This is a genomic window from Nitrosospira sp. TNL200, assembly GCF_055386305.1.
This window is the reverse complement of record NZ_AP041003.1, coordinates 2,354,034-2,371,615: the sequence shown is the minus strand read 5'-3', so window position 1 is coordinate 2,371,615 and position 17,582 is coordinate 2,354,034. Positions and strand designations below refer to the sequence as shown.

At 55.4% G+C, this 17,582-nt stretch carries 16 protein-coding genes; 15 read left to right on the top strand and 1 reads right to left on the bottom strand.

The window, feature by feature from the left end; all coding sequences use genetic code 11:
• The first annotated feature begins 251 nt into the window (after positions 1 to 251).
• The 9 genes from ACZ5CE_RS10695 to mltG all read left to right on the top strand — a co-directional run bounded on the left by ACZ5CE_RS10695 (position 252) and on the right by mltG (position 7,727).
• Entirely contained in the window at positions 252 to 752 is a 501-nt protein-coding gene (locus tag ACZ5CE_RS10695) for a YceD family protein (protein ID WP_464574899.1), read from the top strand.
• Positions 753 to 777: 25 nt separating this feature from the next.
• Positions 778 to 957 (top strand): 50S ribosomal protein L32, encoded by a 180-nt coding sequence (gene rpmF, locus ACZ5CE_RS10690; protein ID WP_464574898.1) that lies wholly within the window; start codon positions 778 to 780, stop codon positions 955 to 957.
• A gap of 71 nt (positions 958 to 1,028) precedes the next feature.
• On the top strand, positions 1,029 to 2,090 hold the full coding sequence (gene plsX / locus ACZ5CE_RS10685) for a phosphate acyltransferase PlsX (RefSeq protein ID WP_464574896.1): 1,062 nt from the start codon (positions 1,029 to 1,031) through the stop codon (positions 2,088 to 2,090).
• The gene (locus ACZ5CE_RS10680) at positions 2,087 to 3,046 is read left to right on the top strand and encodes a beta-ketoacyl-ACP synthase III (protein ID WP_464574894.1); all 960 of its coding nucleotides are present in this window, start codon (positions 2,087 to 2,089) and stop codon (positions 3,044 to 3,046) included. The genes plsX and ACZ5CE_RS10680 overlap by 4 nt, the downstream gene beginning before the upstream one ends.
• A 142-nt stretch (positions 3,047 to 3,188) precedes the next feature.
• Positions 3,189 to 4,139, top strand: a complete 951-nt coding sequence (gene fabD, locus ACZ5CE_RS10675) for an ACP S-malonyltransferase (protein WP_464574893.1) — start codon at positions 3,189 to 3,191, stop codon at positions 4,137 to 4,139.
• A gap of 70 nt (positions 4,140 to 4,209) precedes the next feature.
• Complete coding sequence (fabG, locus tag ACZ5CE_RS10670; RefSeq protein ID WP_464574892.1) at positions 4,210 to 4,950, top strand: 3-oxoacyl-ACP reductase FabG; 741 nt, start codon at positions 4,210 to 4,212, stop codon at positions 4,948 to 4,950.
• A 146-nt stretch (positions 4,951 to 5,096) separates the two neighbouring features.
• Positions 5,097 to 5,333 carry an acyl carrier protein gene (acpP, locus tag ACZ5CE_RS10665; protein ID WP_464574891.1) on the top strand — a complete coding sequence of 79 codons (237 nt, stop codon included), beginning with the start codon at positions 5,097 to 5,099 and terminating at the stop codon, positions 5,331 to 5,333.
• 36 nt (positions 5,334 to 5,369) lie between these two features.
• A complete protein-coding gene (gene fabF / locus ACZ5CE_RS10660; protein WP_464574890.1) occupies positions 5,370 to 6,617 on the top strand; it encodes a beta-ketoacyl-ACP synthase II in 1,248 nt (415 codons plus the stop codon).
• Positions 6,618 to 6,728: 111 nt separating this feature from the next.
• Positions 6,729 to 7,727: an endolytic transglycosylase MltG gene (gene mltG / locus ACZ5CE_RS10655; protein WP_464574889.1), complete on the top strand. Its 999-nt coding sequence runs from the start codon at positions 6,729 to 6,731 to the stop codon at positions 7,725 to 7,727.
• A 252-nt stretch (positions 7,728 to 7,979) separates the two neighbouring features.
• On the opposite strand, the gene gshA is transcribed toward mltG, so the two are convergent.
• The gene (gene gshA, locus ACZ5CE_RS10650; protein WP_464574888.1) at positions 7,980 to 9,566 is read right to left on the bottom strand and encodes a glutamate--cysteine ligase; all 1,587 of its coding nucleotides are present in this window, start codon (positions 9,564 to 9,566) and stop codon (positions 7,980 to 7,982) included.
• A 659-nt stretch (positions 9,567 to 10,225) separates the two neighbouring features.
• On the opposite strand from gshA, the gene ACZ5CE_RS10645 reads away from it, so the two are divergent.
• The 6 genes from ACZ5CE_RS10645 to haoB all read left to right on the top strand — a co-directional run bounded on the left by ACZ5CE_RS10645 (position 10,226) and on the right by haoB (position 17,558).
• On the top strand, positions 10,226 to 11,176 hold the full coding sequence (locus ACZ5CE_RS10645; RefSeq protein ID WP_464574887.1) for an HpcH/HpaI aldolase/citrate lyase family protein: 951 nt from the start codon (positions 10,226 to 10,228) through the stop codon (positions 11,174 to 11,176).
• Positions 11,177 to 11,449: 273 nt separating this feature from the next.
• Positions 11,450 to 12,640, top strand: a complete 1,191-nt coding sequence (locus tag ACZ5CE_RS10640; protein ID WP_464574886.1) for a malate--CoA ligase subunit beta — start codon at positions 11,450 to 11,452, stop codon at positions 12,638 to 12,640.
• Complete coding sequence (gene sucD / locus ACZ5CE_RS10635) at positions 12,640 to 13,527, top strand: succinate--CoA ligase subunit alpha (RefSeq protein ID WP_464574885.1); 888 nt, start codon at positions 12,640 to 12,642, stop codon at positions 13,525 to 13,527. The genes ACZ5CE_RS10640 and sucD overlap by 1 nt, the downstream gene beginning before the upstream one ends.
• 151 nt (positions 13,528 to 13,678) lie before the next feature.
• Positions 13,679 to 14,065: a hypothetical protein gene (locus ACZ5CE_RS10630; RefSeq protein ID WP_464574884.1), complete on the top strand. Its 387-nt coding sequence runs from the start codon at positions 13,679 to 13,681 to the stop codon at positions 14,063 to 14,065.
• 661 nt (positions 14,066 to 14,726) lie between these two features.
• Positions 14,727 to 16,451 (top strand): multiheme c-type cytochrome, encoded by a 1,725-nt coding sequence (locus ACZ5CE_RS10625; protein ID WP_464574883.1) that lies wholly within the window; start codon positions 14,727 to 14,729, stop codon positions 16,449 to 16,451.
• A 3-nt stretch (positions 16,452 to 16,454) separates the two neighbouring features.
• On the top strand, positions 16,455 to 17,558 hold the full coding sequence (haoB, locus tag ACZ5CE_RS10620) for a hydroxylamine oxidation protein HaoB (RefSeq protein WP_464574882.1): 1,104 nt from the start codon (positions 16,455 to 16,457) through the stop codon (positions 17,556 to 17,558).
• Positions 17,559 to 17,582 lie beyond the last annotated feature (24 nt).

Here is a 17,582-nt window from a genome sequence, read left to right as displayed (position 1 = left end):
TTTTGACACTCACTGTCAAAAATTATATGATGCGCGCCGTGCGTCACGCCTGCTGGATTCTAATGCCAAACGCTGCTTCTATCAATCGAGAACGTAAATCGATGAGGAAGTGGTTAAGCCGGTACGATGTTTGAGCATGAGTATGAAATGCAGCAGGGCTTCCCAGCAGGGCTTCCCAGCAGGGCTTCCCAGTAGGGCTTCCTTAAGGCAAGCATTTCAAGCATTCCATTTTCGCAGGAGGATTCCGTGCCGTGCCAGCCCCTATCGTTATAGACCCCCTTGATTTTGCCCGTAACGCGGAGGTGCTCCGTGGTAAAATGGTGGTTTCCGGATTCGAGCGCTTGCGGGATTATCTGACCGATAATCGCGGCGAATTACAATATTCCATTATTGGGGGCTCGGGAGCGGGAACCGAGCCCAGCTTGCAAATACGCATCCAGGGGCAGATAAGTCTGAAGTGCCAGCGCTGCCTCGGAACAATCGGGCATATGCTGGACTTGCGGACGGACCTCATGCTGGCGAGGGACAAAAGCGAACTCGCCCGCCTTGACGCGGACGCGTCGGTTGACTGTATCCTGGCAACGCCGGAACTGGACATTGCTGCTCTTGTCGAGGATGAGGTGATCCTGAGCCTGCCCGCTTCTCCTCGCCATGGAGAAGATGAGTGCGCCATCGATAAACAGGAGAGTGGCAATACGGAAGAGGGGAGAACTGCCTTTTCCGCACTGGCAGCGCTAAAAAAGCTGCATTGAAATTTATTTTACGGAGTTAAACGCTATGGCAGTCCAGCAAAACAAAAAATCACCATCCAAGCGAGGTATGCATCGCTCGCATGACTTTTTGAGCAATCCATCGCTGACGGTGGAGCCCAGTACGGGAGAAGTCCATCTGCGCCACCATATCAGCCCCAATGGTTATTATCGCGGCAAAAAAGTCATCAAGACAAAAGGGGATTGATCGTCCCGAAGCCGTGGGGATACTGAAAACCCCGGCCTAACCGTGGCCTAGCCGGCCTTGTGGCGTCGAAATTGAATATTACCGTAGCAATAGACTGCATGGGTGGTGATCATGGCCCTCATGTGACGGTTCCTGCAGTCATCAATTATCTCGATCGCAATCCTGATGTGGATATTGTTCTGGTAGGATTGCCCGACGTTATCGAATCGGAATTGCGGACCAGAGGAACGGCGCTTGGTCCAAGGCTGAGGCTTCGGTCGGCAAGCGAGGTTGTCGGTATGGACGAGTCGCCTGCCCTGGCTCTACGAGGAAAAAAAGATTCCTCGATGCGGGTGGCGATCAATCTGGTTAAAAGCGGCGAGGCCCAGGCGTGTGTCAGCGCGGGTAATACGGGAGCGTTGATCGCCACTTCCCGCTTTGTATTGAAAATGCTTCCAGGCATCGATCGTCCGGCTCTGGCGGTGGTGCTGCCCACCATGCAAGGACACACTTATGTACTTGATCTGGGCGCCAACGTGGATTGCACCGCGGAGCATCTTCTTCAGTTTGGAGTAATGGGCGCTACGCTGGTTTCTTCCGTTGAAAACAAGACAAGGCCCAGCGTAGGCTTGCTCAATATAGGCGAAGAAGAAATAAAAGGCAACGAAGTGGTCAAGCAGGCTGCGGAATTGTTGCGCGATAGCGGACTCAATTTTTTCGGCAATATCGAAGGAGACGATATTTATAAAGGAACGACCGATGTCGTGGTCTGCGATGGGTTTGTCGGGAACGTGGCGCTGAAAACCTCCGAGGGCGTGGCGCAAATGCTTTCCACTTACCTGCGCCAGGAATTCAAGCGCAACCTGTTGACGAGACTTGCGGGAGTAGTGGCTTTGCCAGTTATCAAGGCATTCAAACGGCGCGTGGACCATCGCCAATATAATGGCGCAAGCCTGCTCGGACTGCGCGGTATCGTCATCAAAAGCCATGGGTCCGCCGACAGCTATGCATTCGGGTGCGCCATCGGCCGAGCAGTGGATGAAGTCAGCGGCGGAATGCTGCGTCATATCAGCGAACGCGTGGCGCAATTGCAGCACCATTCCAGAAAAACGCCTTCTCATCCCCAGCCTTTGCCGGAAAGCCTTCTTCCATGACCTATTCCAGAATAAGCGGAACGGGTAGCTACCTGCCGGAAAGAATTCTCACAAACGATGAACTCGAGCGCATGGTGGATACCAGCGACGAATGGATACGGACCCGCACCGGTATCGTTGAGCGCCACATGGCGGCGGATAACGAAATGGCAAGCGATCTCGCGCTCAATGCCAGCCGCAGCGCGCTTGCCGCTGCCGGCATTCAGGCCGCGGAGATCGACCTTATCATTCTCGCAACGACGACACCTGATGTTATTTTTCCCAGCACTGCATGCATCCTTCAAGATAAGCTTGGCGTGGGAGGGTGCCCCGCATTCGACGTGCAGGCGGTATGCAGCGGCTTCGTCTACGCGCTTGCCACAGCGGATATGTTCGTTCGGGGTGGAAGGTGCCGGAATGCGCTGGTTGTGGGCGCCGAGATCTACTCCCGAATACTCGACTGGAGCGACCGCAGCACTTGCGTGTTGTTTGGCGATGGCGCGGGGGCAGTCGTGCTGACGCAAAGTGATCAGGCGGGAATACTTTCCACTCATCTGCATGCCGATGGCAGCCACAGGGAGACGCTCGCTGTGCCAGCGAACATCGCCGGGGGCAAACTTAGAGGCACGCCGTTCGTCATGATGGAAGGCAATGCCGTTTTCAAATTTGCGATTCAGGTCCTGGAAGAAGCGGTAGAGGAAGCGCTGGCGGAAAATGACTTGCGAGCGTCCGATATCGACTGGCTGATCCCGCATCAGGCAAATATCCGGATCATTCAGTCCACAGCGAAAAAGCTGGGCATACCGATGGAAAAAGTAGTGGTTACGCTGGACAAGCACGGCAATACTTCCGCCGCCTCGATTCCTCTGGCGTTGGATATCGCGGTACGCGATGGCCGTATAAAGCCTGGCCAGCATGTTTTGCTGGAGGGCGTCGGTGGAGGATTCACCTGGGGGTCGGCGCTCATCAGATGGTGATGTCCACTCCTGGGTTCTTCCTGTTCCGCTTGCCATCGGGCAGGGCGCCAGTCATTCGACCACGGCAATCGGAGCGCGGCCCGTCCGGTTTTCCGCAGAAAGCGTTCATATGACCTCCAATACAAACCAAGCGACCGGTAATATGAAATTGCTCACACAAGTTGCATGCGTGTTTCCCGGACAAGGTTCTCAATCCATAGGAATGATGGGCGGATATGCGGATTTTCCAGAAGTGCGCGAAACTTTCGCGGAAGCGGCGGATATCCTGGGGCAGGATTTCTGGAAGATGGTTAACGAGGGCCCGATTGATGAGCTCAATTTAACCGTAAATACGCAACCGGTGATGCTGATCGCCGGTGTTGCGGTCTACCGCGCATGGCAGAGCTGTACGAATTCTGTTCCGGCATTCATGGCTGGCCATAGCCTGGGCGAATATACCGCGCTGGTTGCCTCGGGCGCATTGCTTTTTGCCGACGCCTTGCCGCTCGTGCGTTTCCGCGCCGAAGCCATGCAGGAGGCGGTTCCCGGAAATACCGGCGCCATGGCAGCCATTCTTGGGCTCGACGATGAAGCGGTACGGTCTTTATGCCGGACAGTTGCCAGTTCTTCCGATGGGGAGTCGCTGGAACCGGCGAACTTCAACTCTCCTGGACAAGTCGTCGTAGCTGGACATAGGAATGCCGTGCTGCGGGGCATGGAGCTTGCGAAAGCGAATGGCGCAAAAGGCGCCGTAATGTTGCCCATGAGCATTCCTTCCCATTGTTCATTGATGAAAGGCGCGGCGGAAAGAATGCGGCGGCAAATGGAAATAGTGAAGCTTGGGGCTCCGCAAATTCCACTGCTGCATAACGTGGACGTCCAGGGGCATGGCGATCCAGGTGTCATAAAAGAAATTCTGGTGGAGCAATTGTTCAAACCGGTGCGCTGGACGGAGACTATTCGCGCTTTTGCTGCCGCGGGCGTGAATATTGTCGTGGAGTGCGGCCCGGGGAAGGTGCTGTCAGGATTGAATAAACGCATCGACAAAAACCTGCAGAGCTTGCCCTTGATTGATGGCCAGGCTCTTCGGCATGCTTTAAGCCTATTAACATAAGCAGCCAACCTCCGCGAGCTTTGAGCGGACGAATCTGCGAACGAATTCCCTGATACGGTAATGGAGGATAATGTTACAGAATAGTGTAGCTGTCGTGACCGGGGCGAGCAGAGGCATAGGACGTGCCATCGCGCTTGAATTGGGCAGGCAGGGGGCGACCGTGATCGGGACCGCCACCGCCGAAAGTGGTTCTCAGGCTATCGACCACTATTTGCGCGACGCAGGTATCAATGGGTTTGGAGCCGTGTTGAATGTGAATGACGCCGCGCAAATCGAGAGCGTTCTTAAAACGACAAACGATAAATTCGGCGATATCGCGATCCTGGTAAATAATGCAGGAATAACCAGGGATAATCTGCTTGCTCGGATGAAAGATGAGGAATGGGACAATATCATCGAGACTGACCTCAAATCCGTGTTCCGGTTAAGCCGTGCCGTTCTGCGCCAAATGATGAGGATGCGTTACGGCCGTATTATCAATATCTCCTCGATCGTCGGGACTACCGGCAATATCGGACAGAGCAATTATGCGGCCGCCAAGGCCGGCGTATTCGGCTTCAGCAAATCCCTGTCGCGCGAGGTGGCCAGCCGCAACATTACGGTGAACTGCATTGCACCGGGTTTCATCGAGACAGACATGACACGCTCGCTTACGGAAAAACAACGGCAGATGCTGTTGCAGCAGGTACCGTTGGGCAGGCTTGGGACCCCCGAGGAGGTTGCTTCGGTCGTCGCCTTCGTCGCCTCGCCGGCCGCGAGCTATATTACCGGCTCGACATTTCATGTCAACGGTGGAATGTATATGGATTGACGAACAGCTGCCGGTTGTCGAATTCGGTCTTCCGGAAGGATACCGTGAGCTCCAGGGAGCCTTGAGGTCCCGCCAAGGTAGTAATTTTACTAATATTGAAAACTTGCTAGAATGACGGCGTTTTCTTACGGAGAAGAGGTCTTTAGATGGAAAATGTGGAACAGCGTATAAAAAAAATCGTGGCTGAGCAACTGGGAGTGAATGAGGCTGAGGTAAAAAACGAATCTTCTTTTGTGGATGATCTCGGCGCGGATTCACTCGATACCGTGGAGCTGGTCATGGCGCTGGAAGAGGAATTCGAATGTGAAATTCCTGATGAGCAGGCGGAAAAAATAAACACTGTTCAACAGGCCATCGATTACATCAATACCAACAATCCCTGATCTCTTGCTTCGAGCACCTCTTTTTCCGGAGTCATCTTGTCCAGACGTAGGGTAGTCATTACGGGGTTGGGCATGATCTCGCCCGTCGGCAATTCAGTTCCGGACGCGTGGGACAATGTTCTCTCAGGCAAGTCCGGCATCACCCGGATTTCCCGTTTCGATTCCTCGGCCATTGCTTCGCAAATCGCGGGGGAAGTCAAAGATTTTGACGTCAATCACTATCTTTCCGCCAAGGAAGCGCGGCGCATGGATATTTTTATCCATTACGGAATGGCTGCGGGGATCCAGGCGGTCAAAGACGCGGGCATTGACGATATAAACGGTTCCCGGCTGGAAGGCGAGCGCATCGGAGTCAATATCGGTTCCGGCATCGGCGGCTTGTCGATGATCGAAAACACCCATATTGCTTACCAGGAGCACGGTCCGCGCAAGATATCGCCGTTTTTTATTCCGAGCACGATCATTAATATGATTGCGGGAAATCTGTCCATCATGTTTGGCTTCAAAGGACCGAATCTGGCGATCGTCACGGCATGCAGCACTGCGACCCATTGCATCGGCGATTCGGCTCGCCTGATTGAATATGGCGATGTCGATGTCATGGTTGCGGGTGGTGCGGAATCCTGCGTCACGCCGCTCGCCGTCGGCGGGTTTGCCTCGGCACGGGCTCTTTCAACACGCAACGACGATCCCGTTACAGCGAGCCGGCCGTGGGACCGGGGCCGTGACGGCTTTGTTCTGGGTGAAGGCGCCGGAGTGCTGGTTCTGGAAGAAATGGAGCATGCGAAACGCCGCGGAGCCCGGATTTACGCGGAATTGTCGGGGTATGGAATGAGCGCCGACGCCTACCACATGACTGCGCCTTGCGAGGATGGAGAGGGCGCGGCGCGTTGCATGACCAACGCGTTGAGGAATGCCGGGATCAATACGGCCGAGGTGGACTATATCAACGCGCATGGAACATCCACTCCACTGGGAGACATAGCGGAAACCATCGCGGTAAAACGCTGTTTCGGTGAACATGCGGCCAGGCTCGTGGTGAATTCGACAAAATCGATGACCGGGCATCTGTTGGGTGCGGCGGGCGGCGTGGAGGCGATATTTTCCACCCTGGCGGTACATCATCAGGTTTCTCCTCCTACCATCAATATATTTGAACAGGATCCCGAGTGCGATCTGGATTATGTTCCCAACACCGCGCGTGAAATGAAGATCGATGTGGCCATGTCGAACTCCTTTGGCTTTGGTGGAACGAACGGCACACTGATCTTCTCTAAAATTTGAGCATGAGTATGGAAATTGGCCGGGCGTGAGGTAAGGATACTGTTCTCCTGTATCCGAATTCGCCAGTAAACAAGTCCTCTCTCGGGAATTTGTCCAGATGTTTCATGGCGCATGCGTATTTTAAAACGGCTCGTCTTCATTATCCTGATTGGCGTTGTCCTGTTTACGGCCTGGTTTGCCTATCGGATAAACGCTCCCGTTCATCTCCCCGAAGTTCCCTACGAATTCTCGATTCAATCCGGCAGCAGCTTGACAAGTGTTGCCAGGCAATTGACCGGCGAAGGGGTTTTGCCTGATCCGTGGACATTTGTGCTGCTTTCGCGCGCCATGGGTCTTGCCGCGTCTCTCAAGGCTGGCGACTATGAAATCAGCGAAAGCACGTCTCTCCTGGAATTGCTGAAGCGCATCACAAAGGGAGACATCAATCAGAGCGATATCAAATTCATCGAAGGTTGGACTTTCGCCCAGGTTCGGCAAACCCTGGATGATCATCCGGCGCTGCGTCATGACACGGCCGGCTTATCCCAGGAAGAGATTCTGAAGCTGATCGGCGCTTCGCAGACAGCGGCGGAAGGATTGTTTTTCCCCGACACTTATTTTTTTCCAAAAGGCAGCAGCGACGTAGCGATATTGAAGCGTGCCTATCGGGCGATGCAGCACCGTCTCGATGCGGCCTGGACGAAACGATCGGCTGATCTGCCTCTTTCCGATCCTTATCAGGCGCTGATTCTGGCCTCCATAGTCGAAAAGGAAACCGGCAGAGAAAGTGATCGCGCCATGGTGGCTGGCGTGTTCGTCAACCGGTTGCGAACAGGCATGCTGTTGCAAACCGATCCCACCGTTATCTACGGCCTAGGGAAAAAATTCGATGGCAACCTGCGAAAGAAAGATCTGCTGGCCGATCACGCATACAATACTTATACCCGCGGGGGCTTGCCGCCTACTCCCATTGCGATGCCTGGGCTCGCCTCGATCCAGGCCGCACTCCATCCTGCAAAAACCGATTCGCTCTATTTTGTCTCGAAGGGAAACGGCGAATCCCATTTTTCCAGCAGCCTGGCGGAACACAATCAGGCGGTCTTGAAGTATCAGAAGAGAGGGGCGCGATAAGGATCCTGTCGCTCCTATAATCCTAAATCCGGCAGCTAACCGCTCATTTCCGGTTTAGAGTTATGATCCAGAAAGACTTTCCGCGGTGCTCGACACTCATCTACATGGTGAGTTTGCTACAGGGCGGATTGCGCGGTTTTTGGAGCACATGGCTGCGTTGCAACTCCCTGGGAATGGAATGGCCATTGCGCGTCGTCGCGCTTTGCCCTGCGCCCCGGAAACCGCACATTCCACCCTGTCCAACTGCCGGATTCAGGATAGCCTGAAGTAATTTTCCAGGTAGTCTTCGAAAGGGATTTTCTCGCCTGATTCCAGATGGCTCTGGTCTATCCGGGACTTGGCGATACCTGACTCCAGCTCCTGCCTGAGCGGCATGCTTGGTGGCTGATTCCTGAAGTGCTGCGTATATTCGCCTGATTTCTGCAGCGAGAAGTCATCTACCGACATTTTCTGCTCCCGCATCTCAGAGAGCATCCGGGCTGAGGAAGTCATATCGGGATACCGAATCAGTTCTATCTGCTTCTGCAGTGCCTTATGGTAGGGTTTCTCGTGATCGCCTCCGTCCAGAACGTCGCAGACTTCCTCCATTTGTTCACACAGCATCGATGCCCAATGCCGAAGTGAAATCTGATTTTTTCCGTTTGATAGTTTAAGCCCGGGCTCACGCCCGTTGTTTGCTACCGTCAACGCATTGCTAGTGATTTCGGCGCATTTATCCAGGTCGTGTTTCGGACTTTTCTCGAACAGGCAGAAAAGGATAAAGGCTTCGAGAAATCGCGTGCTTTCGAGCGAGATCCCAAGCGGTTCAAAAACATCGACGTCCAGGGACCGCATTTCGATATATTGAACACCCCTGCTTCTCAATGCCCGAAGCGGTCGTTCGTTTGGCCCGGTGGGCTGCTTCGGCCGCACCGAGGTGTAGTATTCGTTCTCGATCTGGAGGAGATAAGTATTGAGTTGCTTGTACCGGCCGTTTTGATCCTTTACGCCAATTCTTTCATAGCCCGCATAGGATACCGATGTCGCCCTGGTCAAATCCCTTATATATTCATCCAGGCTGTTGAAGGAAACGTGAAATGTTGCCTGAACCGGATTTACATAACCGATCTCGCTCATCCTCAGGGAGGTTGCGTACGGTCTGTAGTAAGACGTTTCATCCAATTTCTCCAGGGTATGGCAGAAAGCCGAATTCCGGCTGTCGACGAAGCTCTTGCTTACCACGGGTGAGGAGCCGAGCAGGTAAAGGATGAGCCATCCATAGCGCTGCAAATTCCTGATCAGGCCCATATATGCATCTGCCGTGAATGATTGCAGATCGCCCTTGTACGCCATGAAATCCCGGTATTGCGACCAGAACTCCGCAGGAAGCGAATAGTTGAAATGAATTCCCGCGATTACCTGCATGCAGCTGCCATAACGGTATTCCAGCCCCTGCCGGTAGATATGCTTCATGGATCCGGGATTGGATGAACCATAGCGCGCTATCGGTACCGTGCCGTCGCGCAGGTCTCCCATCGGCATGCTCGTTGCGAGCAGCAATTCATCCTCTATGTTGCTGCAAACGTATCGATGCAAGCCACCCAGGAAATCCAGCATCTGCTGTCCATCCGATAACGCTGGCGTAATCAGCTCCAGCAGCGCTTCGGAATAATCGGTGGTGATGTACGGGTGAGTCAGCGCCGATCCCAGTCGAACAGGATGCGGGCGCCGCGATATCGATCCATCAACGGCTATTCTCAGGCTTTCTTTTTCGATACCTTTCAAGGCGCCGGTCAATGCGGGCCGAAGCACTTCGCCGAGGCCCGGCCTGAGCCGATCTCCAGATGGATCATTGGGCATTCCAGTTGCTCCCTTATCGTTCATTTATGCCGCTTTTACATCATTTCGGCCCGGGTCTGGCACGATATCATGCCGATTGTTGCCGCTTCCTGCTGCACAGTCTGTCAGGACCATTACGCATTGAGCGGATAGGAGGCGGGGACCATCGGTTTCTAGCGATGCGCCATGAAAACGCTAAGGTACCAGAGTTGTTACGCGTCGTCGCTTTTCGCGCATCCCATCCCGCAAAGCCATCGCCGCGCCAGCGAAGACTTGTTCAGGGCTTCCTTCATGTCATATTGGGGCGGCCGGCACGTTTTTCGAGAGCAGATTCGAGCGCATGTAAAATTTGAACATTCCCGTCTTCAAACGTAAAATGGCGGGTTATTCAACCTAAATCCGGCAGTTGGACAGGGTGGGGCGTACGGTTTTTGGGGTGCAGGGCAAGGCGCGACAACGCGCAATGGCCATTCCATTCCAGGGAGTTGCAACACAGCCATGTGCCGCAAAAATCGTGCAATCCGCCTTGTAGCGAACTCACCACGCAGGTGAATGTCGAGTATCGCGAAAATCTTTGTGGATCATGATTCTAAACAAAAAAAGAGCGGCCAACTACCGGATTTAGGTTCAAGGAAGCCCCGGCACATGCCGGTTCAATGATATCCAACAGGAAAAGAAAAATGAGCCACACCTTATACGAAGCTTCCGTTGTCCGTGTACAGCGCTGCGAACTGGCAGTCCCTGGTTCCAATCCCGGAATGTTTGAAAAAGCCTTGAAAAGCGGGGCTGATTTTATCTTCCTGGATCTCGAGGATGCGGTCGCGCCGGACGACAAGCTGCGAGCGCGCAAGAATGTCATCGAGGCGCTGAATGACCTGGACTGGAAGGGCCATGGCATAACCGTTTCGGTGCGCATAAATGGGCTGGATACGCAATTCATGGTGAGGGATGTGGTGGATGTGGTGGAACAGGCGGGCAGCCGGCTGGATACCATCCTGATTCCCAAAGTTGGCCTTTACTCAGATGTCTACATGGTGGAAGCCATGATAAGCCAGCTGGAAATGCAGGAGGGTCTGAAAAACAGGATAGGCATCGAGGCATTGATCGAGACGGCGCTGGGCATGGCGAATGTGGAAGACATCGCCCGTAACGGTGCGCCGGGGCGCCTGGAGGCGCTGCATTTCGGCGTGGCCGATTACGCGGCCAGCAATCGTGCCAGGACAACCAATATCGGCGGACTCAATCCCGACTATCCCGGCGATCAATGGCACGCAGCCATCAGCCGCATGACGGTTGCCTGCCGTGCCTATGGCTTGCGGCCTATAGATGGCCCGTTTGGAGATATCAAGGATCCCGAAGGCTATAAGATGGCGGCAAGAAGAGCGGCTGCCTTAGGCTGCGAGGGTAAATGGGCCATACACCCGTCTCAAATTGCCTTGGCCAATGAAATCTTTACGCCTCCCGATGCAGAACTCGAAAGGGCCAGACGTATTCTGGCCGCCCTGGAGGAAGCGGCGGCGCAAGGGAAGGGAGCGGCCGCGCTGGACGGCAGGCTGATCGATGCGGCTTCGGCAAGGATGGCCAATAATGTAGTAAAAATGGCGGAGGCGATTGGCGCAAGAAGTGCATAGACAGGAGAGAATGGAGTCGTGCGCGGTGATGGCACATACCTGCTCCACACTTTGTTTCTCCATCGCGCGGATTCTCATGACGCGGCCAATAATGAGCTGCCATTATGTCATTATGACGTGGAGCTATTTGCGATACGGTGGGGCTCCACTGCCAAAGCCGGGAATCCGGATAAAATTATTGTTTTTTTTCAGCAAATTTCATTCCGTTCCCGCTGCGAAGCGGCTCATGGCGCGGAAGCATATTTTTCCATCTAATTAAAATAAGGTGACGTATTGGATATTCACGAGTATCAGGCAAAAGAGATTCTTGCGAGATGCGGTGTCAAGATAGCTGAAGGGGGGCTGGCCTACAGCCCGGAAGAGAGCGTGCAGCGCGCCAGGGAAATAGATGGCAATGTATGGGTCGTGAAAGCGCAAATCCACTCGGGGGCGCGCGGCAAAGCGGGGGGCATCAAGATTTGCGGGACCCATGATGAAGTGGAGTCGGCAGCGGAGGAGTTGCTGGGAAAGAATCTGGTGACCCGCCAGACCGGACCGGAAGGCAAGATCTGTTCAAGAGTCTATGTCGAAGCTGGCACGCTCATTTCCAAGGAAATATATCTCTGCTTCCTGATCGACCGCAGTTCGGAGCGTATTGTGATGATTGGCTCGGCCGAAGGTGGCATGGAAATCGAGGAATTGGCGGAAACCAATCCCGGCGCCATTAAAAGAATTTTCGTCGAACCCAGCGTAGGCCTGCAGGATTTCCAGGCACGTGAAATGGCATTCGCATTACAGCTGGATGCCTCGCAGCTCATTCATGCCGTCAGAACCATCAAAGGCTGTTACCGCGCGTTCCGGGATCTCGACGCGAGCATGCTGGAAATCAATCCGCTTGTCGTGACAGTCAGCGGTGAATTGATCGCGCTGGATGCAAAGATGAGCTTCGATGAGAACGCGCTGTTTCGGCGCCACGAGATTGCCGAATTGCGGGACCAAACCCAGGGAGACCCGCGCGAGGTCGCGGCGGCGGAGCATGGTCTGAGCTATATCGGGCTTGACGGCGACATCGGGTGCATGATCAACGGCGCCGGCCTGGCGATGGCGACGATGGATATGATCAAGCTGGCGGGCGGAGAGCCCGCAAATTTTCTGGATGTGGGGGGTGGCGCATCCGCGGAGCGCACGGAAAAGGCATTTCGACTGGTATTGGCGGACAAAGGGGTAAAGGCGATGCTTGTAAACATATTCGCGGGGATCAATCGTTGTGACTGGATCGCGGAGGGCGTGGTGCATGCGGTAAAAAATATTGACATGCAGGTTCCCCTGGTAGTGCGCTTGTCCGGCACCAATGTGGAAGAGGGCCGGAGGATCATCGAGGAAAGCGGCTTGCCTATCGTTAACGCGAATACGCTGGCCGAAGCGGCTTACAAGGTTGTTCAGGCACGAAACGAAGTCGTTGCGGCGGAAGGCAAAGGAAAATAATGGCCATTCTAATCGACGAAAAAACGCGCATCATCGTCCAGGGTTTTACCGGCAAGATCGGCACGTTCCATGCGCAGGACATGATCAACTACGGGTCGAATATCGTGGGTGGCGTGACACCGGGCAAAGGGAGTTCGCAACACCTGGGCCTGCCTGTTTTCAATACGGTAAAAGAGGCCATGGAAAAAGTGGGGGCTGATGCAAGTATCGTATTTGTGCCTCCGGCTTTCGCGGCGGATTCAATCATGGAAGCGGCTGATGCAGGGATTAAATATTGTGTTGCCATTACCGATGGCATCCCGACGCAGGATATGATGACCGTTAAAAATTTTTTGCGCCGTTTCCCGAAGGAAAAAAGAATGGTGCTGACTGGTCCCAACTGTGCCGGCACCATCAGTCCGGGACGCGCAATGCTGGGAATCATGCCGGGGCACATCTATTCCCGCGGAGACGTGGGAATCGTGGGCCGCTCCGGCACGCTGGGATACGAAGCCGCGGACCAGATGCGAATATTGGGCATCGGCATATCGACGTCGGTTGGAATTGGAGGCGATCCCATCATCGGAAGCTCTCATCGTGATATTCTGGAACGTTTCGAAGAGGATACGGAAACGAAGATGGTGGTGATGATCGGCGAAATCGGCGGACCGCAGGAGATTGAAGCGGGTATTTTCGCCAAAGAAAACATGAGTAAGCCGGTTATTGCCTACATAGCAGGCCTGACAGCTCCCGAAGGCCGTCGCATGGGCCATGCCGGCGCGATTATTTCATCAGCCGGAGAGAGCGCTGCAGAAAAGGTGGCGGCACTGAGAGATCTGGGGGTCACCATTTGCCCGACGCCCTCGGCAATAGGTGAAACGGTGGCAGCCGTGCTGGCGGGGAAATAAATCAACCGGATTGCAATTCGGGTTTTGCCAGACTTGTATCGGGGATCAGCAGTTTGTCGGGTTCCTCCTTTAAGTCCGACAGGCTGCCAGGGTTTCAGGAAAATCAGGGGGTGCTTACAGGGGATTTATTCGGAGTCGGAGGTTCCTTAACATGCCTATCAGCTGGATGACCGCATTAAAGATCATTCCTTGGGGAAATGTCCTGGAATCCGCGCCGCATATCGTCAAAGCGGCAAAACATCTGTTTTCTGCGGCAAAGGCCGCTGAGAACGATTATGCATCAGGCTCGGATCCGGGGCGGCGCGAGGGCCTTGCCAATCTGGACAGCCGGATCAGGTTGATGGAGGAGAGAATTGCCGAGTTGCGCCAGGAGCAGCAATCCTCCGCCGAGCTGATCAAATCGCTGGCTGAACAAAATGCGCTGATCGTGGAGGCGGTCGAGATATTTCGCATGCGGCTGAAGATTGTTCTCGTTACCTCCTTCATATTGCTGGGCATATTGGCCGGACTGGTTTTCTGGCTGTTAACGCGTGCATGATCCTGAATCCGGCAGTTGGGCAGAGTGAAGTGTGCAGTTTTTGGAGTGCAGGGCAAGGTGCCTCGACGCGGAATGGCCATTCCATCCCAGGGAGTTGTAACGCAGCCATGTGCTGCAAAAACCGCGCAATCCGCCCTGTAGCGAACTCACCATACAGGTGAACGTCAAATACCGCGGAAAGTCGTTGTGGATCATGGCCCTAAACTGGAAATAAGCGGTCAACTGCCGGTTTAGGATGATAGGTTAAAGTGCATTATTCCAGACTGGGCCAACCAGGCGATAAAAGGCACTGATGAATGGTTTTACGGATTTTCAAGTATCGTGCAAAAGGGCTTGTCGGAGATTTATTCAGCGCTTCCTTAGTTGTAATATCGATACAGCCGTTGAGTACATTCTTGACAGTCTGGGATGGAGAGGATAGGCTAGGCGGCGTTTTGAGGGTGGCCCTTGGAGCATTGGGGGTATAGCTGAAAAAAGGTGTATGTAGAAAGGTCTGTATGGAAAGGTGTATGTAGAAAGGCGTAAAAAGGCGGACCGGATGACGGGAGAGGAATGACGGCTAGGCGGGCATGGGGACAAGTCATGCGGCTGGAAGCGGCCAGGACTGATCATTCGAGTACAGAAGAGTACAAAAAAATTTCATGGAACAAAGGAGAGAGCGATGGGAGCCGAGTATTGGCTGAGGGTATGTAAGGGAGCGGTGGGGATAGGGGTAGGGTTGATGTTGGCGTCGGGAGCGCAGGCGAATTTTCCGAGCGTACCGAAGGAGACCTACAAAGCGCTGAATCTGGAACAGAGCGCATCGCCCAAGCAACTGCACGAAGCGGTGACCAAGCGCTACAAGGACCCTGAGCAAGGAGCGGGGAGAGGGACGCTGGCCAAATACTGGGAGCCGATACCCATGAGCATGTATTTTGACCCGGCCTCCTACTACAAGCCGCCGACCTCCATGAAAGAAGTGGCCGAGCGGCAGGAATGCGTCAAATGCCACACGGACGAATCGCCGATATGGGTGAATGCCTGGAAGAAGAGCACGCACGCCAACCTGGACAAGGTCAGGAACCTAAAGCCCAGCGACCCCACCTACTACAAGAAAGCCAAGCTGGAAGACGTTGAGAAGAACCTGCGCTCCATGGGGCGGCTGGGAGCCAATGAAAAGCTCAAGGAAGTTGGCTGCATCGACTGTCACGTCGACATCAACACCAAGAAGAAAGCCGACCACATGAAGGACCTGCGCATGCCCACGGCGGACGTATGCGGCACCTGCCACCTGCAGGAATTTGCCGAGCGCGAATCCGAGCGCGACACCCTCGTCTGGCCCAACAAGCAATGGCCGCAAGGGCGCCCCTCGCACGCACTGGACTGGAAAGCCAACGTTGAAGTTGCCGTATTTGCCGCCATGCCCCAGCGCGAGATCGCCGAAGGCTGCAGCATGTGCCACACCAACCAGAACAAATGCGACTCCTGCCACACCCGTCACGAATTCTCCGTAGCCGAATCGCGCAAACCCGAAGCGTGCGCCACCTGCCACAGCGGCGTGGACCACAACAACTGGGAAGCGTACTCCATGAGCAAGCACGGCAAGATCGTCTCCATGATGGGCGACAAATGGAACTGGGAAGCGCCGCTCAAGGACGCCTACAGCAAAGGCGGACAGACCGCCCCCACCTGTGCCGGCTGCCACTTTGAATACGAAGGCAAATACAGCCACAACGTCGTGAGGAAGATCCGCTGGGCCAACTACCCGGCTGTTCCTGGCATAGCCGAGAACATCAACAGCGAATGGTCCGAAGCCCGGCTGGACTCCTGGGTCAAGACCTGCACCCAGTGCCACAGCGAGCGTTTTGCCCGCTCCTACCTGGAATTCATGGACAAAGGCACCCTGCACGGCATCGCCAAATTCAAGGAAGCGCACGGTGTAGCCGAGAAGCTCTACAAGGAAGGACTGCTCACCGGACAGAAGACCAACCGGCCGCTGCCGCTGCCGCCTGACAAGGAAATGTTCGCAGGCTTCACCCAGCTCTACTGGTCCAAGGACAACAACCCTGCCGCCATCGAACTCAAGGTGCTGGAAATGGGAGAAAACGACCTGCCCAAGCTGCACGTAGGACTGGCGCACGTCAACCCGGGCGGCTGGACCTACACCGAAGGCTGGGGCCCCATGAACCGCGCCTACGTCGAAGTCATGGACGAGAACACCAAGATCCGTGAAATGGCCGCCCTGCAGGCCCGGGTAGCCAAGATGGAAAAAGGCCGCACCAGCTTCCTCGACCTCGATGGCAACAGCGAGAAGCTCTCCCTGGGCGGCCTGGGCGGGGGCATGCTGCTGGCTGGCACCCTGGCCCTGGCGGGATGGCGCCGGCGCGAAAGAAGCGAGCGCCAGTAAAGCTTGGCCATCTCCACCGGCACCCCCTCCCCGAGCGCTGACCGAAGCACGGCGCGCCCGGGGAACAAACTCCTCCCGTCACTGGGCATCCTCCTGGTGGCGGGAGGCGTGTTTTTGCTTGCCTGGTTTGCCTGGCTCTGGTTCAATCCCCCACCCGCCCCCTACCGCTACCAACTGGTGCAGGAAGGCAATGCCGACACCTTCAGCCAGCTGGGACTGGAAGCCTGGCCCGACCTTGCCATCGCCCAGTACGAAATCCGCACCGAAGGCGTGGACCAGCCTTTAGCCATCCTCCACACCGCGCGCCAGGGCGCCACCCCGCCTGTCATGCTCGACTGGGAAAACCGCACCAGCGAACTGCTCCTGTCCACCGACAGCAAGCTCTCCGAACTCATCACCCTGGCTGCCGCCATCGGCAAGCATGCCCCCAGGGACGCCCTCATCCTCGGCTGGTGGGACACCTCCCGCCAGATCCGCCTCCTGGCCGGGCGCGACACCCTGTTCACCTCCCACCTGGGCGAACCCCTCATCATTCCCGCCCACTGGCAAAACCGCGGCGACAGCATCCGCCAATACGAAGACAGCTTCTGGGGTGGCGCCCCCGACGCGCAACAGCAGCGCCAGTTCCAGCGCTTTGCCGACGCCCTGCTGGCCGCCCCCGAAAAAGGCGCCGCACAGCTGCGCGAGCTCGCGGGTGAACGCGAAGCCTACCTTGTCATCCACGTCACCGACCTCTACAAGCTGGGGCTGTTGCGGCCCCAGCAATTCGACATCACCTACAAGAACTTCCCCATGGAAGGCAACATGCACGGCCTCATCGGCTACCTCAAGAACTGGATGCAGGGCAACGGCTTTCACACCTACACCCTGCAATCCATCTCTGACAAGATGGTGCGCGGCTACTTCCTGCGCGACGACCAGAGCAGCCAGACCCTGATCGCCCAGATGCTGCCCTTCACCGAAACCATGCCCCTGGAACTGACCGCCCTGCAGCTCATCTACCAGCAAGGCGGTTACTGGGTCTACCAGATCCCCGGGGCCAGGCCTGCAGCTGATGCAGCCAGTGCAACCCCTGCAACCCCTGTCCCGGCTGCTCCTGAAAGCTGAACCCCTGGCAAGGTTTGATCCCTG